Genomic DNA, 19,739 nt, shown 5'->3' on the forward strand with positions numbered 1-19,739 from the left:
TATTGGATAAAGCAAAATGCATGTGCGCTAGATGGCAGTTTCCACCCTTTATAGATGTAGTAGACAGTCATGACACCGAAACAACAATATGAAGAAGATTTAAAACGCTCAGGTTTTCAACGAGATGATGCACAAGCTTGTGCTATCGAAGCATTGGATTCTCTCTATCACCAGTTAATCGAATTTTTTTCTCAACCGGTTGCCAACTCCTCCCTTTGGCAGCGATGGATTAGAAAAAACACCCCTCGGATTCCGGTGCCTAAAGGGCTCTATTTTTGGGGAGGTGTAGGGCGGGGGAAAACGTATTTAATGGATACCTTTTTTGATGCGTTACCAAGCGATAAAAAGATGCGAGTCCATTTTCACCGTTTCATGTATCGTGTACATGATGAGCTGAAATTATTATCAGAGGTGAGCGATCCTCTCGAATTGGTTGCAGATAAATTTAGTCAAGAAGCAACGGTGATCTGCTTTGATGAATTTTTTGTGTCAGATATTACTGATGCAATGATTTTGGCAACATTGCTGCAAGCCTTATTCAAACGAGGAGTTGTATTAGTAGCAACTTCCAATATTCCCCCGCAAGATTTGTATCGCAATGGTCTTCAGCGAGCTCGTTTTCTCCCCGCTATCGACTTAATAGCAGAGCATTGCCTCGTTCTGAATGTGGATAGTGGCATTGATTATCGCTTAAGAACCTTGACTCAAGCTGAGATTTATCACTATCCCCTTGATCAAAAAGCACAAGATAATCTGAAAAACTATTACCACCAGTTGACCGGTGGAGATAAGAACATTTGCAGTGAAATAGAAGTTAATCACCGTCAGATACCCGTTATCCAAGCCAGTGATGGCGTGCTTTTTGCGAGCTTTGCGCAACTATGCCAAACTGCACGTAGTCAAAATGATTATATTGAGCTATCACGCCTTTATCATACGGTATTGTTGGCTGAGGTAACGCAAATGGGGGCATTATCCGATGATGCGGCCCGACGTTTTATTGCCTTAGTGGACGAATTTTATGAACGTCATGTTAAATTGATCCTCTCAGCTCAAGTTCCTTTGGATCAATTGTACACAGACGGGCGGCTCAGTTTTGAATTTAAGCGTTGCCAGTCAAGGTTAATTGAAATGCAAAGTCATGATTATTTAGCGAAACCACATTTGCCTTAATAGTGAAATGAAAAAAGAGGGAAGAAAGAATTTTGTGTGATTTATATAAAAAGAGATGATTTTTTCTTCGCTCTTCTCTATAATCCTGCGACCCACCGTTACTGCAGGCCTTTTTAGGCCGAGAGTGCCATCCACTCGAAGGGGTGATGTCTGGGCTCTTAGACAGTGGGAGCAAATGTGCTCCTTTAAGTGTAAATTTTAATTAACGGGTTATTATTAGCATGAAAACTTTCGTTGCTAAACCAGAAACTGTAAAACGCGACTGGTATATTGTAGACGCTGAAGGTAAAACTCTTGGTCGTCTAGCAAGTGAAATTGCATCTCGTCTACGTGGCAAACACAAAGCTGAGTACACTCCACACGTTGACACTGGTGATTACATCATCGTTGTTAATGCGGAGAAAATTACTGTAACAGGTAACAAGGCTAAAGACAAAATGTACCACCGTCACTCTGAGTTCCCAGGTGGCCTAAAATCTTTCAGTTTTGAAAAACTGATCGAACGTAAGCCTGAAATGGTACTTGAGCTAGCGGTTAAAGGTATGCTTCCACGTGGTCCTCTAGGCCGAGCTATGTACCGTAAGCTAAAAGTTTACGCTGGCGCTGAGCACAACCATGCTGCTCAACAACCAAAAGTACTAGACATCTAATTGGGGATTTCGGAAATGGCAGAGAATCAATACTACGGCACTGGCCGTCGCAAAAGCTCAGCTGCGCGTGTTTTCATTAAACCAGGCAGCGGCAACATCGTAATCAACAAGCGTAGCCTTGATGAATACTTCGGTCGTCCAACTTCTCGTATGGTTGTTAAACAACCTCTAGAGTTAGTTGAAATGACAGAGAAACTCGATCTATACATCACTGTTAAAGGTGGTGGTATTTCAGGTCAAGCAGGTGCTATCCGTCACGGTATCACTCGCGCTCTTATGGAATACGATGAATCTCTACGTCCTGCTCTACGTGCAGCTGGTTACGTAACACGTGATGCTCGTCGCGTTGAACGTAAAAAAGTTGGTCTACGTAAAGCACGTCGTCGTCCACAGTTCTCTAAGCGTTAATCTTTTCAAGATTATTGCTTTCCAACTTTGGTTGGAATTGTGGTTCAAAAGCTCGGTTTATACCGAGCTTTTTGTTTTTCCTCGCTAAATGCTATTTACCTCTTTCCACAAAGCGTTAAATCTCATCTTTCTCTCCTTTTTGCATCAGCGATGATTGGGGGCGTGACAAGAGACAAAAGATCTCTTTTGTGACACCACATGCGAATTATTTGATGAATGTTAATAAAAAGTAGCTTTATCTTGTCAAAAAGTAGGGTTTTATTTATCATTTGCTATCAAATAAATACAATTAATCGGTATTTTGTTAGCCATGCTCTTAGTCGGAATAACAATAATCCATAAGGAGCAAGTGGGAGAATGTTTGGATGAGCAATGCGCCTTTGAATAACGGTCGCAGACGGTTCTTAACTGCAACAACAGCCGTTGTCGGTGGTTTAGGAGCAGTCGCAGTGGCTGTACCTTTTATTAAATCTTGGAACCCAAGTGCGAAAGCGAAGGCGGCAGGGGCACCTGTCGAAGTCGATGTCGGTAAACTTGAAGAAGGACAAATGGTTCGAGTGGAATGGCGAGGAAATCCAGTATGGGTGGTTCGCCGTTCGCAGACGGTCGTGGATAGCCTTACAAATCATGATAGACAATTACGAGACCCTAATTCTCAAGAAGAGCAGCAACCGAGTTATGCACAAAATATTTATCGCTCAATCAAACCTGAATATTTTGTTGCTGTAGGAATTTGTACCCATTTGGGGTGTTCTCCCACTTACCTACCTGACACCTTTAATGAACAAGTTCAAGGCGTTCGCTCTGGTTTCTTTTGTCCTTGTCATGGTTCTAAGTTTGATATGGCTGGTCGTGTATTCCAAAGTGTACCTGCACCTCTGAATTTGGTTGTGCCTAAACATATGTATCTCAGTGAGAACAGAATTATTATCGGCCTAGATGAAACCGGGGAGGCATAATGCAAGCGCTACTTGATTGGGTGGAAAAACGCATACCGGCCATGAATGCGTACAAAAAACACCTTTCTGAATATCCAATGCCGAAGAATTTTAACTTTTGGTACTTATTTGGTTCTTTGGCTATGCTGGTTTTGGTTAATCAGCTCCTTACTGGCATATGGTTAACGATGAATTATGTTCCTTCTGGTGAGGGGGCGTTTGCTTCGGTTGAGTACATCATGCGAGATGTCGAGTATGGGTGGTTATTACGTTACATGCACTCTACAGGAGCATCCGCTTTTTTCGTGGTGATTTATTTGCACATGTTCCGTGGTTTGATTTATGGCTCATATCAGAAACCTCGTGAATTATTGTGGATCTTTGGCATGCTGATCTTCCTAGTGTTAATGGCTGAAGCCTTTATGGGCTATCTGTTGCCCTGGGGGCAGATGTCATACTGGGGGGCACAGGTTATCATTTCACTGTTTGGTGCTATTCCTGTGATTGGTGATGACCTTACTTTATGGATTCGTGGTGACTATGTTATCTCTGGTGCAACACTCAACCGTTTCTTTGCCCTGCATGTGATTGCTCTACCGATTGTTTTACTGTTATTGATTGTGCTGCATATTTTGGCTCTGCATGAAGTTGGATCCAATAACCCTGATGGTATTGACACGAAATTACCTAAAGGATCCATGGGAGAAGGCTATGAGTCTCAGTTTAAATTTCATGAGTATTACACCCAAAAATACGACATTATTGACTCGATTCCTTTTCACCCTTATGGAACTGTCAAAGATTTAGTTGGTGTTGCCGGATTTTTATTCCTATTTTGTTATGTGCTCTTTTTTAATCCTGAGATGGGAGGCTACTTCCTTGAGCCACCTAACTTTGAAGCGGCAAACTCATTAAAAACACCAGAACATATTGCACCAGTCTGGTACTTCACACCGTTTTACGCCATTTTACGAGCGGTTCCTGATAAGTTGCTTGGCGTTGTGGCGATGGGGGCATCGATCATTATGCTGTTCTTATTACCTTGGTTGGATCGATGTAAAGTTCGTTCGTATCGTTATCGTAGTAAATTTCATTTAGTTAATATTATTCAATTCACCATCAGTTTTATTGCGCTTGGGATACTCGGGGCTTTACCGGCAACGCCAACTTATACACTGTTGGCACAGCTATTTAGCTTAGGATATTTCATGTTCTTTGTTTTGCTGTTTTTCTATAGCAAAAATGAGGCAACTAAGCCATTACCAACGAGGGTGACATTCAAATGAAAAAATGGATTGTGATGCTGTTTGCTCTGTTGCCTTTATTAACGATGGCTGCTGGTGTGAGTGTACCATTAGATAGAGCGAATAATGATTTACGTGATAAAGCGTCATTACAAAATGGGGCTAAGCTGTTTATGAATTACTGTTTTGGCTGCCATGCTACTCAGTATCAACGTTATGAGCGAGTTGCGGATGATTTAGGTATTCCTCATGATTTAATGCGTGAGCACCTTATCTTTGATCCTGAGACTAAAATTGGTGATCTAATGGTAAGTGCTATACCTAGCAAAGCTGCGGCACAATGGTTTGGTGCTCCGCCCCCAGATCTGACTTTAGTTGCTCGGGTCCGTGGTGTGGATTGGCTTTATACCTATCTGCGATCTTTTTATGCGGATCCTAGCCGACCATTTGGGGTCAATAACATCGTTTTTCCTAGTGTGGGGATGCCTCATGTTTTAGAAGAATTGCAAGGTACTCCAGAGCCAGTTTGGGGGACTCGAGTTGTTGATGGAGAAGACGTTCAAACCGTTGTTGGTGTTCAGTCTCAAGGCAATGGTGAACTGAACACAGAAGAGTATGACAATGCTGTACGTGATTTGGTGAATTTCTTGGAGTACTCTGGTGAACCTGTCAAGCTAGAGAGGCAAGCACTCGGTTGGTGGGTGATGGGATTCTTGGTCTTATTCACAATAGTTGTTATTGCTTTGAAGAAAGAATATTGGCGTGATGTGCACTAATTGTGCTATTATGCCGTGCTAATTCTCGATTTATCGAATCACCAATGGAGGCTTAGCCTCCATTGTTTTTTATATTTGTAAGTGTGTGCTGGAGGGCTCCATGGCTGTAGCTGCCAATAAACGTTCTGTGATGACTCTATTTTCAAGTGCATCGGATATGTATAGCCATCAGGTACGTATTGTGCTGGCTGAAAAAGGTGTCAGTGTTGAAGTTGAGCTGGTTGATGAAGATAACCTACCAGGTGAACTGATTGAGCTGAACCCATACAAGTCGGTCCCTACTCTGGTTGACCGTGAGCTTGCGCTTTATGATTCAAAAATCATTATGGAATATTTGGATGAACGTTTCCCTCATCCTCCGTTGATGCCAGTTTACCCTGTTGCTCGTGGTAATAGTCGTCTAATGATTTATCGTATTGAAAGAAACTGGTATTCATTGGCTGAAAAAGTGCTCAAAGGTAATGCGAGTGAAGCGGAATCCGCTCGTAACAAATTGCGTAATGATCTTCTTACTCTTGCTCCTGTCTTTGCTGAATATGAATATTTTATGAGTGAAGAGTTTAGCTTGATTGATTGCTACTTAGCTCCTTTATTATGGCGTTTACCGGTTTTAGGTATTGAATTAATTGGCCCCGGCTCAAAAGAGCTTAAAGTCTATATGAATCGCGTATTTGAACGTGACTCATTCCTTGCTTCTCTAACAGAAGCAGAGCGTGAGATGCGCCTGTCTCGTTAATGGGTGTGTGATGAATATTGAACAAATGACACCCCGCCGACCATTTATGCTACGTGCGTTTTATGATTGGTTGCTGGAGAATGAATTAACTCCTCATCTTGTCGTTGATGCGACTTTAAATGGTGTCCGTGTTCCAATGGAATATGTGCAAGATGGGCAAATTATTTTAAATGTTGCTCCTCGTGCTGTGGGTAATTTGGAACTGGGTAATGATGAAGTGACTTTCAGTGCTCGGTTTGGTGGGCGTCCCCACCTAGTGATTGTTCCTCTGTATGCGGTTCAAGCCATTTATGCGCGTGAAAATGGGGCAGGAACGATGTTTGATCCAGAGCCTGCGTATCAACAGGCACTGGATGACGTTTATAGTGAAGAATCATTTGAAGATGTGGATAATCGTGAGAACACATCAACAGATGAACCTCCTAAGCCTCAAGGCAGACCCAGTTTGCGTGTGGTTAAATAGGGTTGAGCATTAAATAAAAAAGCAGCGTAATCGCTGCTTTTTTATTGGGTAGTCAGAATGGGTTGATGGGTTTAATCGGCATACTCAAATGCTTTTATCACCTGCTTGACTCCTGAGACATGGCGAGCTACATCAGTTGCAATATCTGCATGCTCTTGGGTGATATAACCGAATAAAAAGACTTCTCTATCTTCGGTAATGACAGAAACTTTGACTCCGCTTAGCTCTGACTTTGCTAACAATGCAGATTTTACTTTAGTCGTTATCCAGCTATCGTTACTGATTTCACCAAAAGAGAGCGGGGTTTTTATTTTGACTTGGTTGTGTAATTTCTTGACCCCTTTTACCTGCTCTGCTTGCTGAACAAAGGTGTCTAATAATTCTGAGTCTCGAGCTTGCCCGATCAATACCACTGAACCTCGAAATGAATGAGCAGTAATACGCATTTCACCCCGATAAGGAGGTTTGTTGCTTAAGCCTGTAATTTCTAAAGCGAGATTTTTATCTTGCCAGATTTCTGAGGTGGTTCGAGGGTCGGTGGCAATGTTCACGGTTGTTGCTGCGCCTGCCACAAAAAGTCCTGCGCATCCAGACAACATAGGTAGAAGTAGCAAAAGTGACAATAGTGGGAAGCGGGAGAACCGTAAGTTTTTCATTATTTACTCTTCATGGGCCGGGAATAACACTTGGTCAATAAGATCACATAAACAATGCAGCGTTACCATATGAACTTCATGAATACGTGCTGTTCGATGTGACGGTATCCGAATTTCTACATCATTTTCGCCTAATAAGCCGGCCATTTCTCCTCCATCTTTACCTGTTAAGGCGATGATGGTCATATCTCGGGTGACGGCAGCTTCCATGGCTTTAATGATGTTCTTGCTGTTACCACTGGTTGAGAGCACCAGTAAAATGTCTCCCGCTTGCCCAAATGCTCTTACTTGTTTGGAAAAAATCTCTTGGTAGTGGTAGTCATTGGCCACTGCGGTTAACGTCGTATTGTCTGCAGTTAAAGCCATTGCAGGTAGGCTTGGGCGTTCTGTTTCAAACCGATTGAGTAGGCAAGAAGCAAACTGTTGAGCGTTTGCTGCTGAGCCGCCATTGCCACAGCATAAAATCTTTTGTCCATTGAGTAGGCTGGCAACCATCACTTGTGCCGCATGCATGATGGCATCAGGTAGCGCTTCTGCGGCGGCAATTTGAATTTGAATACTTTCAGTAAAACTATCTTTAATGCTGTCGAGCATGGATTATCCTTGGGTAATTGCGTTTTTTATCCACTCGATATGCTGGCCATGCTGATGAATGGCAATCACATCAAAACGAAAGTCAGCACTCTCGGCATGGTAACCTCGTTTGAGCATCCACCAATTAGCCGTTTTAATCAAGCGAGCTTGTTTGTGGAAGGTGACTGCTTCTGCTGCATGACCATGATTTTGATTCTTGCGATATTTGACTTCTATGAAGACCAAACATGGCCCATCCTGCATAATTAAATCTAATTCACCGCTACGCGAGTGGAAATTTTTATCTAACAATCTCAGCCCTTGGCGGCTTAAATAATCCGCCGCCAATTGCTCATAATGTTGTCCGGTTTCTCTACGGCTAAAGAGCCCCATGTTCTGCCCAGCTAATTTCGCGTTGCACGACACATTGCTCATCGATTCCGAGTAGGCCCGTTTGGCCCTGAATCGTATAGCCTTGGACTACTTTCATCTGAGGGAGTTCCACCATTAATTGGTAGGCATCCATTCCTAGAGCTTGTAAGCGGCGATCAGCATTAGAAGATTTTGGCCATAGCTGCTCAACTTGTTTGGCAATGGTTTGTGTAGGTTTGATGAGTAGTGGAATATCACTGTAAGTGATGCCAGAGAGGTCTTCAAACTGACGACCTCCACTATTGCTGTTGGAGTTTGAAAATAACTTTGGTGGTCGAGTATCTGGGTTTATAGCAACCTCGATAAAAGGCTTGATCAAGGTGAGATCAGCGCTGCTAGCGGCAATATAAACAGCATCAATATCTCGGCGGCTACGAGGTTGGCTTTCAAAGTTCATCCCCAATAAGCTGGTCATTTGAGCGATGTTTTGTTGGCTTTCTTGTAGGCCAAATACGCTATTAATATTACGTTGTAGTTGTCGTTTATCCCCGAAAAGGTTGCTGGCAACAACATTTTTGCTGTACTTACGCCATTCTTGATTAAAAGCTTCGACAACGCGTTCGCCGTAGTTGCCTTGCGGTGCGAGCACGAGTGGGTATTGATACCCTTGACTAAATAGGTACTTGGCCGCTTGAGCCACCTCTTGTTCTGGTGATAGCGTTAAATAACAAGTGTTGGCTTGTTCATCCATTTGTTCTGGGATATTTAAGGCTAGGGTAGGAATATTTTGCCCACGTTGCTGCTGAAATGATTGAAGTTTCTCTATATTTTCTTTGACTAATGGGCCAACAACAAAGTCAATATTCTTTTCGGTGAGAATCGCATCAATAGATTCCAATGTTTCTGCATTGGTATCTAAAATCGTTAATGTGGCATCGGGCTGGCGCTGTGAGTCATTCATCATTGCCATAATAAAACCATCACGAATTAACTGAGCTTGCTTAGCAAAACGGCCAGTTAAAGGCAACAAGAGAGCGGTATGAGTGGGCTGAACCAGATCAAGCGCTAAAATATCTTGGATAGCTTGAGGAGTATATAACGCTGCCGGATGTTGAGAGTTTTCTTTCAACCACTTTTCTAAGGTATTTTTCAGCTGTGGTAAATCTCCGGCCAGAGTTTTGACGTAAATCGTTAGTTGTAACCAACCCTCTAATATTTCTTCATCTGGTTGTGCTGAAAACTTAGTGATGGCATAGCTAGAATAGCGATTGAGGTTGACCCAAATTTGGTCTGCAATGGCTTCTTGTTGATCGGGAGAGGTCAATTCATAGAGTGCGACAAGCTCTCGGCTAGAATCGAAAGATCGGTTTAGTGCAGTAAAAATATCCGCTCTTAATTGGTGGTAAGCCTGCCATTGTTCAGGGGCTAAGGGCCAGTTTGCTTTGAAATTAAGCTGAGTTAAAGCTTGTTGATACTGCTCATGGTTGACCAGTAATTGCGCTCTGGCCAGTTGCCATTCCGCTTGTTGTGTTTCGGTTAACGGTTGTTTAGACAGACGGCGAATCAGCAGTTCCGCTTGTGTGGTATCGCCCTCGGCAACCGCAGCCTTTAACGCCATGATCAACCAGTCGTTTTGTAGATCACCTTGGCTGCTATCCGCCCGCATTAAATACGTTTGTGTCGTGAATTCGGGTTGGCTGGTAATATCAACCGATTCCGGTATCAACGGTGTTGTTGAGCAAGCTGCAAGCATGATTGCTAATGCAACAGGAGTGAGTAAGCGTGTTACACTGCGTCTCTGATGGTTCTTCATAGCCATGAGTTCTTTCATTATTCCGTGTAAAATTGTCTCTATATTAATCGTTGAAGTGATGGTAAACAAATGACAGATAACAAAACCTTACTGGCTGAGGTCCCGACGCTCTATATCGTTCCTACGCCTATTGGCAATTTAGGAGATATTACCCAGCGGGCGCTCGATGTGCTTTCTCGTGTTGATGTTATCGCGGCGGAAGATACACGTCATACTGGCAAATTACTGGCTCACTTCAATATTCAAACGAAGACGTTCGCCTTGCATGATCACAATGAACAACAAAAAGCTCAAGTATTAGTTGATAAATTATTGTCAGGTCTTTCTATTGCTCTTGTTTCCGATGCGGGAACGCCTCTTATTAGTGATCCAGGTTATCATTTAGTGACGCAATGTCGTCAAGCGGGTGTTAAAGTTGTCCCGCTTCCAGGGGCTTGTGCTGTTATTACTGCGTTAAGTGCTTCCGGTTTACCTTCTGACCGGTTTAGTTTTGAAGGATTTCTTCCAGCCAAAAGTAAGGGGCGTAAAGATAAATTTTTAGAAGTAGCGAAAGCAGAACGCACCTGCATTTTTTATGAGTCGCCGCATCGTATTACGGAATCTTTACAAGATATGTTAGCCATCTTTGGCCCAGAACGTCAGGTGGTGCTGGCTCGTGAACTGACCAAAACCTTTGAAACGATCCAAGGGTTACCACTTGGTGAACTGATTGCGTGGATAGAGGAAGATGAAAATCGCAAACGTGGAGAGATGGTGCTGCTTGTTCACGGTTATCGAGAAGAAAAAAATGATGCCTTGCCAGATGAAGCATTAAGGACATTAACGATTTTAACCAAAGAGCTACCACTGAAAAAAGCCGCCGCTTTAGCGGCAGAAATTTATAATGTGAAAAAAAATGCGTTATATAAGTGGGGGCTGGATAATTTAGCCTAGCGATGGTTTTTTAATCGGTTGAGTCGATTTCTGTCTGATGCTCGGATTGTTGCTAGACAGCTTCTATGGTTATCTATAGAATCCGTGCTCGGAGTTGACTGGGTAGTCGCTGCCTTATTGACGTCCCTTAACCATGTGTTAGGGAGACTGATAAGGGGGAGGAAAGTCCGGGCTCCATAGAGCAGGGTGCCAGGTAACGCCTGGGGGGCGCAAGCCTACGACAAGTGCAGCAGAGAGAAGACCGCCGATGGCCCCTTGGGGATCAGGTAAGGGTGAAAGGGTGCGGTAAGAGCGCACCGTGCGTCTGGCAACAGTTCGTAGCAAGGTAAACTCCACCCGGAGCAAGACCAAATAGGCTTCCATATAGCGTTGCTCGCGTTAGGAGGCGGGTAGGTTGCTTGAGCCAGTGAGTGATTGCTGGCCTAGAGGAATGGCTACTACCGCGCAAGCGGAACAGAACCCGGCTTATATGTCGACTCCACCTATTCAGACCCATTATAGCCTTTCGGTTATAATGGGTTTTTTGCTTTTTATTGACTTAGCCGATAGTAAAACCATTAAACTTAGCGCAATGTCACGTCCTATCTACGCTTATGGGTAGCGATGAAGTGGGAAATCGGTACACTAACTTATCATCAAGACCGCTTAATTGAGCGAAACGAGAATATTATGACGGAATCTTTCCAACACATTTCGGTATTGCTTCATGAGTCGATAGCCGGACTCGCCATTAAACCTGATGGTATTTATATCGATGGAACTTTTGGACGCGGCGGCCACAGCCGAACCATTTTATCTCAACTTGGAGAGAACGGACGCTTATACAGTATTGATCGAGACCCACAAGCCATTGCGGAAGCGAAAAAAATAGAGGATCCGCGTTTTACCATTATCCATGGCCCATTTTCTGGTATTGCAGAGTATGCGCAGCAATATGGATTACAAGGCAAAGTAGATGGTGTGTTGTTTGACTTAGGTGTTTCTTCTCCGCAACTTGATGATGCCGAGCGGGGGTTTAGCTTTATGAAAGATGGTCCGTTGGATATGCGAATGGATCCCAGTTCAGGTATTCCTGTGTCTCAATGGTTACTGGAAGCCGATCTTGATGATATCACTTGGGTCATTCGTGAATTCGGTGAAGATAAACATGCTAGGCGCATTGCCAAGGCCATTGTTGCGTATCGAGAAAATGTAGATAATGCACCTTTGACACGAACTAGCCAACTGGCGAAGCTTATCTCAGAAGCGGCACCAAAAAGTTTTAAAGAGAAAAAACACCCCGCTACCCGAGCCTTTCAAGCATTTCGTATTTACATTAATAGTGAACTCGAAGAAATCGATACCGCTTTACAAGGTGCAGCAAGCATTCTTGCTCCCCAAGGCCGCCTTTCCGTGATCAGTTTTCACTCGCTAGAAGATAGAATGGTAAAACGTTTTATGCGTAAAGAGAGTAAAGGCCCAGAAGTTCCACATGGTATCCCACTTACCGAGGTACAAATTCGTGCATTGGGTAGTGCAAAATTGAAAACAGTGGGTAAAGCAATAAAACCGTCGGAACAAGAGGTGGCTTTAAACCCCCGTTCACGAAGTTCGGTTTTACGTATTGCAGAAAAACTTTAAAGCCCATTATGTCTTCATCTAAGCCCAACCTCACCCAATTGATTGTACTCGACCTATTAACGGTAGGCCGAGTTCCCCTTCTGCTTCTTTTGGTTATTTTCGCCAGCGCAATGGGGGTGGTTTTCACGACTCATCATACGAGGCAAGCGATAACGGAGAAGAATGTGGCTTTGCAACAGCGCGATCATCTGGATAATGAGTGGCGAAACTTAATTTTGGAAGAGACCGCTTTATCTGAGCATAGTCGGGTACAGGATTTAGCCAGAAGAGAGCTGGAGATGAAACGGCCTGATGCGGATAAAGAGGTTATGATTGAATTAAAATGACCAGAAAAACTCCCAAGAAAAAAGCGCAATCTCAGACAGCGCGGACAGTCGAAGCTTCTTCTCCCGTTTTCATTCGCTGGCGATTCTTCTTAATCATTTTTTTTGTACTACTGGTATTTGGCGTACTGGTTAGTCGGTTGGCATTTATTCAAGTTATTGAGCCAGATAATTTGATTCGTGAAGGCGATTTACGTTCCATTCGAGCCCAGACCTTACATTCTGCTCGTGGCATTATTTCTGATCGTAATGGTGAAGCATTAGCGGTCAGTGTGCCTGTTGAGGCGGTGTGGGCTGATCCGGCTACCATATTTAAACAAGGTGGGTTGATTGAAAAAGATCGCTGGCATGCCTTAGCGGACGTGCTTGGCCTTGATCGACAAGAAATGCTAAAAAAAATCGAGACTAATCAGACTCGTCGATTTATTTATTTACAGCGCCAAGTCAGCCCTGCAATGGCGAAATACATCCGGGAACTCAAATTGTCCGGCGTTGGTCTTAAGTCAGAATCTCGCCGTTATTATCCCGCAGGTGAAGTCAGTGCTCACCTTATTGGTGTGACCGGTATTGATGGTCATGGTCTGGAAGGGGTTGAGCGTAGCTATGATAAATGGCTTACGGGTGAGGCAGGAAAGAGCATTATTCGTAAAGATCGCTATGGGCGAGTGGTTGAAAATATCGCGTTAGAAGAGCGAGAGGAAGGTAAGCCATTACAACTTACGATAGATCAACGCTTACAAGCGATCGCTTTTCGAGCGGTAAAACAAGCGATGGCGGATTATCGAGCAACTTCTGCATCAGCGGTTATGTTGGATGTTAAAACTGGGGCGGTATTAGCCATGGTTAATGCACCGTCATACAATCCCAATAACCGCAGTGATTGGCAAAGCTTTAAGATGCGTAACCGAGTGATCACCGATGCGTTTGAACCCGGCTCAACCGTTAAGCCTTTTGTCGTGCTGGCTGCATTGGTTGATGGTATTGCTGATGAAAAAACCATTATTGATACTGGCGATGGGGTGATGCAACTGGGAGGAAGTCGAGTTCGAGACACCTCTCGAGTTGGAAAAGCTAATTTACAGATGATTTTGAAAAAATCCAGTAATATTGGTGTGGCGAAACTGGCACTCGATATGCCTCTAGAATCATTGCTTGGTATGTATAGTTCAGTGGGGCTTGGTGAAGTCTCTGGTCTTAATTTAGTGGGAGAAAGTAGCGGGATCTTCCCTAATCGACGTCGTTGGTCTCCATTTGAAATTGCTACATTAGCATTTGGTTATGGAGTGTCGATAACCCCAATCCAATTAGCGCATGCCTATGCCACATTAGGAAATTTGGGCGTATATCAACCGATTCATATTATCAATAACAATCAACGGAATTTATCTCATCGAGTCGTTGAAGAGCGCTATGCCAAACAAGTATTAGAAATGCTAGAAACGGTCACTCAGCCAGGAGGGACGGCGGTTCGAGCGGCGGTTCCTGGCTATCGTATCGCCGCTAAATCAGGCACATCACGTAAAGCGATTGCCGGAGGGTATAGCGATGAATATTTTGCTTATACCGCGGGAGTGGCTCCGGTGAGTGACCCTCGTATTTCGTTAGTGGTGATGGTGAATGAGCCCCAAGGAGATTCTTACTACGGTGGTGCTGTTGCTGGCCCCGTGTTCTCTGAAATCATGAAAGGGGCGTTACAGATCTTAAATATCGCCCCTGATGAAAACCGTTTTCAATAACCTGCAAGCCGTTTAACTATGAATAGTAATGTGGAATAACCATGAATACTCGCCATCCTTTAGCTCAGTTATTGGCTCCTTGGCTTAACGTCAGCGATCCACGTTTAGAACCTTGCCTTGTCCAGCAGTTACAACTAGATAGTCGCCATATTCAGCCGGGTGATACTTTTATTGCCATTCAGGGGCATGCCATAGATGGGCGGCAATTTATCGATAAAGCCATTGAGCAAGGAGCGAATTTAGTCTTGGCTCAAGCGTGTGAGGTTTTTCCTCATGGACATCTCGAGTTTAAAGGCAGGATACCGGTTCTTTTTCTTGATGCCTTACCTGCAATTTTATCTGAATTGGCGGGGCGAGTGTATGGCGGCCATCATAATCAGGTGATTGCTGTTACGGGAACGAATGGGAAAACCACCATTAGCCAGTTAATTGCCCAGTGGCTTGAGGCAACAGGACAAAAAACGGCTGTAATGGGGACGACGGGCAATGGTTTTTTATCGTCATTACGAGCTACGCCTAATACCACGGGAAATGCTGTTGAAGTCCAAGCTACGTTGCGGCAGTTAGCCGAAGATGGGGCTTGTTATACCGCAATGGAAGTCTCATCACATGGATTAGTTCAAGGACGAGTCAAAACCGTTCCTTTTGTTGCTGGGGTCTTTTCCAACCTCAGCCGAGATCACCTTGATTATCATGGTACGATGGAGGCTTATGCCGAGGCTAAGCTCTCTCTATTTACTGAACATGATTGCCAACAAGCCATTATCAATGTGGATGATCCGGTGGGTGTAAGCTGGGGAAGGAGGTTACCCCGTGCGATTGGCGTTTCACTGCATACCCAACCGAACACTCAGCAAGCATTGTGGGCAACTTCGGTTCATTATGCTGAAAATGGTATTTCGCTCGATTTTTCAGGAGAGTGGGGAGAGGGGCATTTGAATGTTCCTTTGATCGGTGAATTCAATGCTGGCAATGTGTTGCTTGCATTGGCGACCTTGCTGAGCTTAGGAATCGATAAAAACATTCTACTTGAGACAGCAACTCAACTGCGACCTGTTGTTGGACGAATGGAACTGTTTCGTTCTCGTGGTCAAGCTCAGGTTGTGGTGGATTACGCGCATACTCCCGATGCACTAGAAAAAGCGTTACAGGCATTGCGTGTTCACTGCCGCGGAAAATTATGGGTGATTTTTGGTTGCGGTGGTGATCGAGATAAAGGCAAACGCCCTATGATGGCCTCGATTGCTGAACAGTTTGCGGATGAGGTGATTTTAACCGATGACAACCCACGCAGTGAATCTCCGGATGATATCATCCAAGATATGCTGGCTGGGTTGACGCATCAACAGGCTTATGTCGAGCATGATCGCTTTAAAGCGCTAGCATATGCTCTAGAACACGCCATCGAAGATGACATTATTTTACTGGCGGGAAAAGGGCATGAAGAATACCAGATTCTCGCACACCAAACCGTTCACTATTCCGATCGAGAATCAGCACGCATTTTATTGGAGCGTTTTGCATGATACCAACCAACTTAGAATCACTTTGTAGCGTGTTAAAGGCTCAGTTAATTGGGGAAAGCTGTTCCATTGATTCTGTCTCCACCGATACTCGCCAGATGGGTCAGCAAGCCCTCTTTGTGGCATTAGTTGGGGAACGGTTTGATGCTCACCAGTTTGCTCAACAAGCAGTAGAGGCGGGGGCTTGTGCACTGCTCGTTGAGCGTCCATTGAAGGTTGATGTACCTCAACTGGTGGTTAATGATACGAAACAAGCACTTGGGCAACTGGCGGCTTGGGTACATCAACAGTGCCAAACCTTGACCGTAGCTATTACTGGAAGTTGTGGTAAGACGACAGTAAAAGAGATGACGGCCAGCATTTTATCGGTAAAAGGGCAAGTTCTGTTTACCGCAGGCAACTTTAATAATGATGTGGGTGTGCCATTAACCTTGTTACGTTCTACGCCTCAAGATGATTTTGCTGTGATTGAGCTGGGAGCTAACCACCAAGGTGAAATTGCTTATACGGTAGGTTTGGTTAAACCCGATGTTGCCTTAGTGAATAATGTGGCCGCCGCACATTTGGAAGGTTTTGGCTCTCTTGATGGGGTAAAGCAAGCCAAAGGTGAAATTTATCAAGGGTTAACGGAAGGTAAAACGGCGTTAGTTAATTTAGATAGTCATGGTGGCGAATATTGGGATGCGCTATTGGCCAATAAATGTGTAAAAACATTTTCGGTTAGCCAACCGTCAGCTGACTTTTTTGCTCGGAATATTGTATTAAATGATGAGGGGAAAGCGAGTTTCACGCTAGTCACCCCACTGGGTGAGACTCATGTTTCCTTAACCATGATTGGGCAACATAATGTGGCTAATGCGTTAGCCGCGAGTGCTTTAGCCATGGAAATGGGAGCAAGCCTTACCGACGTTAAATATGGGCTCGAACATCTCTTGGCCATCAAAGGTCGAGTCGATGTGACCCCTCTGACCTCGAATATTCGTCTTATTGATGATAGTTACAATGCCAGTGTACCCGCCATGAAAGCGGCCATCGATTTATTAGGCTCTTTTTCTGGGGTTCGTTGGTTAATTTTGGGTAATATGGCTGAGTTAGGAAAGGAAAGTCTTGCACTTCATCAGCAAGTCGGTAAACATGCTGCCCCATTCCAATTTGATTATGTTTTGACGTACGGACAGGATGCGCGAGTGATCAGCCAATGCTGTCATGGTCAGCATTTCGATACCCATCAAGATATGTTTATGTTTATTGAGCAGCAACTCGAACAACAATCAGAACGTTCTCATGTTTTGCTCGTCAAAGGGGCGAACCGTTCAGGAATGAGCCATATTGTTGCTGCTCTCAAGGAGAAATACTCATGATTATTTGGCTTGCCGAGTTGCTCCAGCCATATTTTTCGTTTTTTCGATTATTCGAATATTTATCATTCCGTGCCATTGTCAGCATTTTGACTGCGTTAGGCTTATCGTTATGGATGGGGCCTCGTCTGATCAAACGATTACAGCTATTACAAATTGGCCAAGTGGTCCGTAATGATGGCCCCGAGTCTCATTTTAGTAAGCGGGGAACGCCAACCATGGGGGGAGTGATGATTTTAGCCTCGATCATCATTACCGTATTATTGTGGACGGATTTATCTAATCCTTATGTTTGGGCTGTATTGGCGGTGTTAACGGGTTACGGTATGGTTGGTTTTGTGGACGATTACCGTAAAGTGGTGCGCAAAAATACCGATGGGCTTATTGCTCGTTGGAAGTATTTTTGGCAATCCGCCATTGCATTGGTGGTCGCGTTTGCTTTGTATGCACATGGGCAAGATACCGCAGCAACGCAACTGGTGGTGCCTTTCTTTAAAGATATCATGCCTCAACTTGGCTTGTTTTATATAGTGTTGACCTACTTTGTTATCGTCGGGACCAGTAATGCGGTAAACCTGACCGATGGGCTAGATGGGCTTGCCATTATGCCAACCGTCTTGGTGGCTGCTGCGTTTGGTGCGATTGCTTGGGCGACGGGGAATGTTCAGTTTGCCAATTATTTGCATATCCCTTATATCCCATATACTTCTGAACTCGTCGTTGTTTGTACAGCAATGGTGGGGGCTGGGCTTGGTTTCTTGTGGTTTAATACTTATCCAGCTCAAGTGTTTATGGGCGATGTCGGCTCATTAGCATTAGGTGGCGCACTGGGGACTATCGCCGTTTTGGTTCGACAAGAGTTTGTGTTGGTGATTATGGGCGGCGTGTTTGTGATGGAAACGGTGTCTGTTATTTTACAGGTGGGCTCTTATAAATTGCGTGGGCAACGTATTTTCCGTATGGCCCCTATCCATCATCATTATGAGTTGAAAGGGTGGCCAGAACCACGAGTGATCGTACGTTTTTGGATTATTTCTATTGTATTGGTTCTAATCGGTTTAGCGACGCTTAAAGTTCGTTAAGCACACTTAGGTAGCAAATGAAAATGGATCGTTGGCAAGGCATTCAGCATGTTGTGGTCGTTGGGCTCGGTATTACCGGGCTCTCTGTCGTTAATTATTTACGTCGCTATCACCCCACTGTTTCGGTGAAAGTGATGGACACACGAGAGGCTCCTCCTGGACAAGAGCAACTTGCCGAGTCGATTCCTTTTCATCGTGGTAGTTGGCACTTACCATGGCTGCTTGATGCGGATTTAATTGTCACGAATCCAGGTATTGCTTTGGCAACCCCAGAGATACAGCAAGCTCTCAATCAAGGCATTCCTGTTGTTGGGGACATTGAACTGTTCGCTTGGCATGTGGATAAACCTGTGATTGCGATTACGGGATCCAATGGTAAAAGTACGGTGACTGATTTAACGGGAGCGTTAGCGAAAGCCGCCGGTATTGTAACGGCCGTTGGTGGCAATATAGGTGTTCCCGCTCTCGATTTGTTGGTACAAGAAGCGGATCTTTATGTATTGGAACTGTCGAGTTTTCAATTAGAAACAACAGCAAGTTTAGCGTTGGTTGCTGGGGCTTTCTTGAATTTATCAGAAGATCATATGGATCGATATGTGGGAATGGAAGCGTACCGACAAGCCAAATTATGTATTTTCCAGCATGCTAAAACGGCGATTGTGAATGCGGATGATCAACAAACGTTTCCTGAGCATAATTCCTCGACTCAGATAACTTTTGGGTTAAATGATCATTTGGCTGACTATCGGGTGGCTTCTTATCAGGGGCAAGAGTGGTTATTGGCGAAAAGTATTCCCGTTTTACCCGTGGATGAGCTGAGCTTGGTTGGACGTCATAACATTGCCAATGTATTAACCGTATTGGCACTATTGGATGCCGCTAATGTTGATTACCTGAGCGCATTGCCAACCTTAAAGTCTTACACTGGGTTGACACATCGCTGCCAGCTGGTTGTAGATAATGACGGCATTCGGTGGGTTAATGATTCTAAAGCGACCAATGTGGCCAGTACATTGGCTGCCTTATCTGGCTTAGCGATTTCTGGACGCCTATTCTTACTGGTTGGTGGCGTTGGCAAAGGGGCGGATTTTAGCGCTCTTAAACCCGTACTAGCGCAATTGCCAGTGAGGCTGTGTTGTTTTGGGCGCGATGGCGATCAATTTATATCGCTGCACCCTTCTGCACAGTTCTTTACTACTATGGATGAAGCGATTCAAAGTATCCATCCAGAGTTGAGATCTGGGGATATGGTGCTGCTTTCTCCTGCTTGTGCAAGTTTCGATCAATTTAAAAATTTTATGGCCCGAGGCGATGCTTTTGCTGCGTTGGCTAAGCAGTACGCATCTGTGAAAAGGTAATTAT

General features: G+C 44.4%; 20 protein-coding genes and 1 other RNA gene. 17 read left to right on the plus strand and 4 right to left on the minus strand.

The genetic code is table 11. The annotated features are described in order from the left end of the window. The first annotated feature begins 69 nt into the window (after positions 1-69). The 8 genes from zapE to sspB all read left to right on the plus strand — a co-directional run bounded on the left by zapE (position 70) and on the right by sspB (position 6,388). Positions 70-1,173, plus strand: a complete 1,104-nt coding sequence (zapE, locus tag B5D54_RS05685) for a cell division protein ZapE (RefSeq protein WP_078925570.1) — start codon at positions 70-72, stop codon at positions 1,171-1,173. 221 nt (positions 1,174-1,394) lie between these two features. Continuing rightward, positions 1,395-1,823, plus strand: a complete 429-nt coding sequence (gene rplM, locus B5D54_RS05695; RefSeq protein WP_078925571.1) for a 50S ribosomal protein L13 — start codon at positions 1,395-1,397, stop codon at positions 1,821-1,823. Between the two features lie 15 nt (positions 1,824-1,838). Beyond that, positions 1,839-2,231: a 30S ribosomal protein S9 gene (gene rpsI / locus B5D54_RS05700; protein ID WP_078925572.1), complete on the plus strand. Its 393-nt coding sequence runs from the start codon at positions 1,839-1,841 to the stop codon at positions 2,229-2,231. A gap of 365 nt (positions 2,232-2,596) precedes the next feature. Next, complete coding sequence (gene petA / locus B5D54_RS05705; protein WP_078925573.1) at positions 2,597-3,190, plus strand: ubiquinol-cytochrome c reductase iron-sulfur subunit; 594 nt, start codon at positions 2,597-2,599, stop codon at positions 3,188-3,190. Further along, positions 3,190-4,455: a cytochrome b gene (locus B5D54_RS05710; RefSeq protein WP_078925574.1), complete on the plus strand. Its 1,266-nt coding sequence runs from the start codon at positions 3,190-3,192 to the stop codon at positions 4,453-4,455. Before petA ends, B5D54_RS05710 begins: the two co-directional genes overlap by 1 nt. Further along, a complete protein-coding gene (locus tag B5D54_RS05715) occupies positions 4,452-5,189 on the plus strand; it encodes a cytochrome c1 (RefSeq protein WP_078925575.1) in 738 nt (245 codons plus the stop codon). The genes B5D54_RS05710 and B5D54_RS05715 overlap by 4 nt, the downstream gene beginning before the upstream one ends. Positions 5,190-5,289: 100 nt before the next feature. Next, positions 5,290-5,925 carry a stringent starvation protein SspA gene (gene sspA, locus B5D54_RS05720; RefSeq protein WP_078925576.1) on the plus strand — a complete coding sequence of 212 codons (636 nt, stop codon included), beginning with the start codon at positions 5,290-5,292 and terminating at the stop codon, positions 5,923-5,925. Between the two features lie 46 nt (positions 5,926-5,971). Further along, positions 5,972-6,388, plus strand: a complete 417-nt coding sequence (gene sspB, locus B5D54_RS05725) for a ClpXP protease specificity-enhancing factor (RefSeq protein ID WP_420895619.1) — start codon at positions 5,972-5,974, stop codon at positions 6,386-6,388. A gap of 71 nt (positions 6,389-6,459) precedes the next feature. Here sspB and B5D54_RS05730 read toward each other — a convergent pair whose 3' ends face one another. From B5D54_RS05730 to B5D54_RS05745, 4 genes are read right to left on the minus strand one after another with little or no spacing between them, the layout of a single operon-like run. After that, positions 6,460-7,044: a BON domain-containing protein gene (locus B5D54_RS05730; RefSeq protein ID WP_078925578.1), complete on the minus strand. Its 585-nt coding sequence runs from the start codon at positions 7,042-7,044 to the stop codon at positions 6,460-6,462. 3 nt (positions 7,045-7,047) lie between these two features. Beyond that, complete coding sequence (locus B5D54_RS05735; RefSeq protein ID WP_078925579.1) at positions 7,048-7,638, minus strand: phosphoheptose isomerase; 591 nt, start codon at positions 7,636-7,638, stop codon at positions 7,048-7,050. Positions 7,639-7,641: 3 nt separating this feature from the next. Beyond that, positions 7,642-8,010 (minus strand): YraN family protein, encoded by a 369-nt coding sequence (locus tag B5D54_RS05740; RefSeq protein WP_078925580.1) that lies wholly within the window; start codon positions 8,008-8,010, stop codon positions 7,642-7,644. Continuing rightward, complete coding sequence (locus B5D54_RS05745; protein WP_078925755.1) at positions 7,997-9,802, minus strand: penicillin-binding protein activator; 1,806 nt, start codon at positions 9,800-9,802, stop codon at positions 7,997-7,999. The genes B5D54_RS05740 and B5D54_RS05745 overlap by 14 nt, the downstream gene beginning before the upstream one ends. A gap of 69 nt (positions 9,803-9,871) precedes the next feature. Here B5D54_RS05745 and rsmI point away from each other — a divergent pair, with 69 nt between their 5' ends. The 9 genes from rsmI (at position 9,872) to murD (ending at position 19,735) form a co-directional block, all read left to right on the plus strand. Beyond that, a complete protein-coding gene (gene rsmI, locus B5D54_RS05750) occupies positions 9,872-10,735 on the plus strand; it encodes a 16S rRNA (cytidine(1402)-2'-O)-methyltransferase (RefSeq protein ID WP_078925581.1) in 864 nt (287 codons plus the stop codon). Positions 10,736-10,825: 90 nt separating this feature from the next. Continuing rightward, positions 10,826-11,219: RNase P RNA component class A (gene rnpB, locus B5D54_RS05755), an RNA gene on the plus strand. A 185-nt stretch (positions 11,220-11,404) separates the two neighbouring features. Further along, entirely contained in the window at positions 11,405-12,355 is a 951-nt protein-coding gene (gene rsmH / locus B5D54_RS05760; protein ID WP_078925756.1) for a 16S rRNA (cytosine(1402)-N(4))-methyltransferase RsmH, read from the plus strand. 8 nt (positions 12,356-12,363) lie between these two features. Then, the gene (gene ftsL / locus B5D54_RS05765; RefSeq protein ID WP_078925582.1) at positions 12,364-12,681 is read left to right on the plus strand and encodes a cell division protein FtsL; all 318 of its coding nucleotides are present in this window, start codon (positions 12,364-12,366) and stop codon (positions 12,679-12,681) included. Further along, positions 12,678-14,414, plus strand: a complete 1,737-nt coding sequence (locus B5D54_RS05770) for a penicillin-binding transpeptidase domain-containing protein (protein ID WP_078925583.1) — start codon at positions 12,678-12,680, stop codon at positions 14,412-14,414. Before ftsL ends, B5D54_RS05770 begins: the two co-directional genes overlap by 4 nt. A gap of 41 nt (positions 14,415-14,455) precedes the next feature. After that, positions 14,456-15,940, plus strand: a complete 1,485-nt coding sequence (murE, locus tag B5D54_RS05775) for a UDP-N-acetylmuramoyl-L-alanyl-D-glutamate--2,6-diaminopimelate ligase (RefSeq protein ID WP_078925584.1) — start codon at positions 14,456-14,458, stop codon at positions 15,938-15,940. Then, positions 15,937-17,298, plus strand: coding sequence for a UDP-N-acetylmuramoyl-tripeptide--D-alanyl-D-alanine ligase (gene murF / locus B5D54_RS05780; RefSeq protein ID WP_078925585.1), 1,362 nt, complete (start codon positions 15,937-15,939; stop codon positions 17,296-17,298). The genes murE and murF overlap by 4 nt, the downstream gene beginning before the upstream one ends. Further along, complete coding sequence (mraY, locus tag B5D54_RS05785; protein WP_078925586.1) at positions 17,295-18,377, plus strand: phospho-N-acetylmuramoyl-pentapeptide-transferase; 1,083 nt, start codon at positions 17,295-17,297, stop codon at positions 18,375-18,377. Before murF ends, mraY begins: the two co-directional genes overlap by 4 nt. Before the next feature lie 23 nt (positions 18,378-18,400). Then, the gene (murD, locus tag B5D54_RS05790) at positions 18,401-19,735 is read left to right on the plus strand and encodes a UDP-N-acetylmuramoyl-L-alanine--D-glutamate ligase (protein WP_078925757.1); all 1,335 of its coding nucleotides are present in this window, start codon (positions 18,401-18,403) and stop codon (positions 19,733-19,735) included. The last annotated feature ends 4 nt before the right edge of the window (positions 19,736-19,739 follow it).

Origin of the sequence: Vibrio cincinnatiensis DSM 19608 (genome assembly GCF_900167345.1) — a bacterium.
In the GTDB taxonomy this organism is placed as follows: domain Bacteria; phylum Pseudomonadota; class Gammaproteobacteria; order Enterobacterales; family Vibrionaceae; genus Vibrio; species Vibrio cincinnatiensis.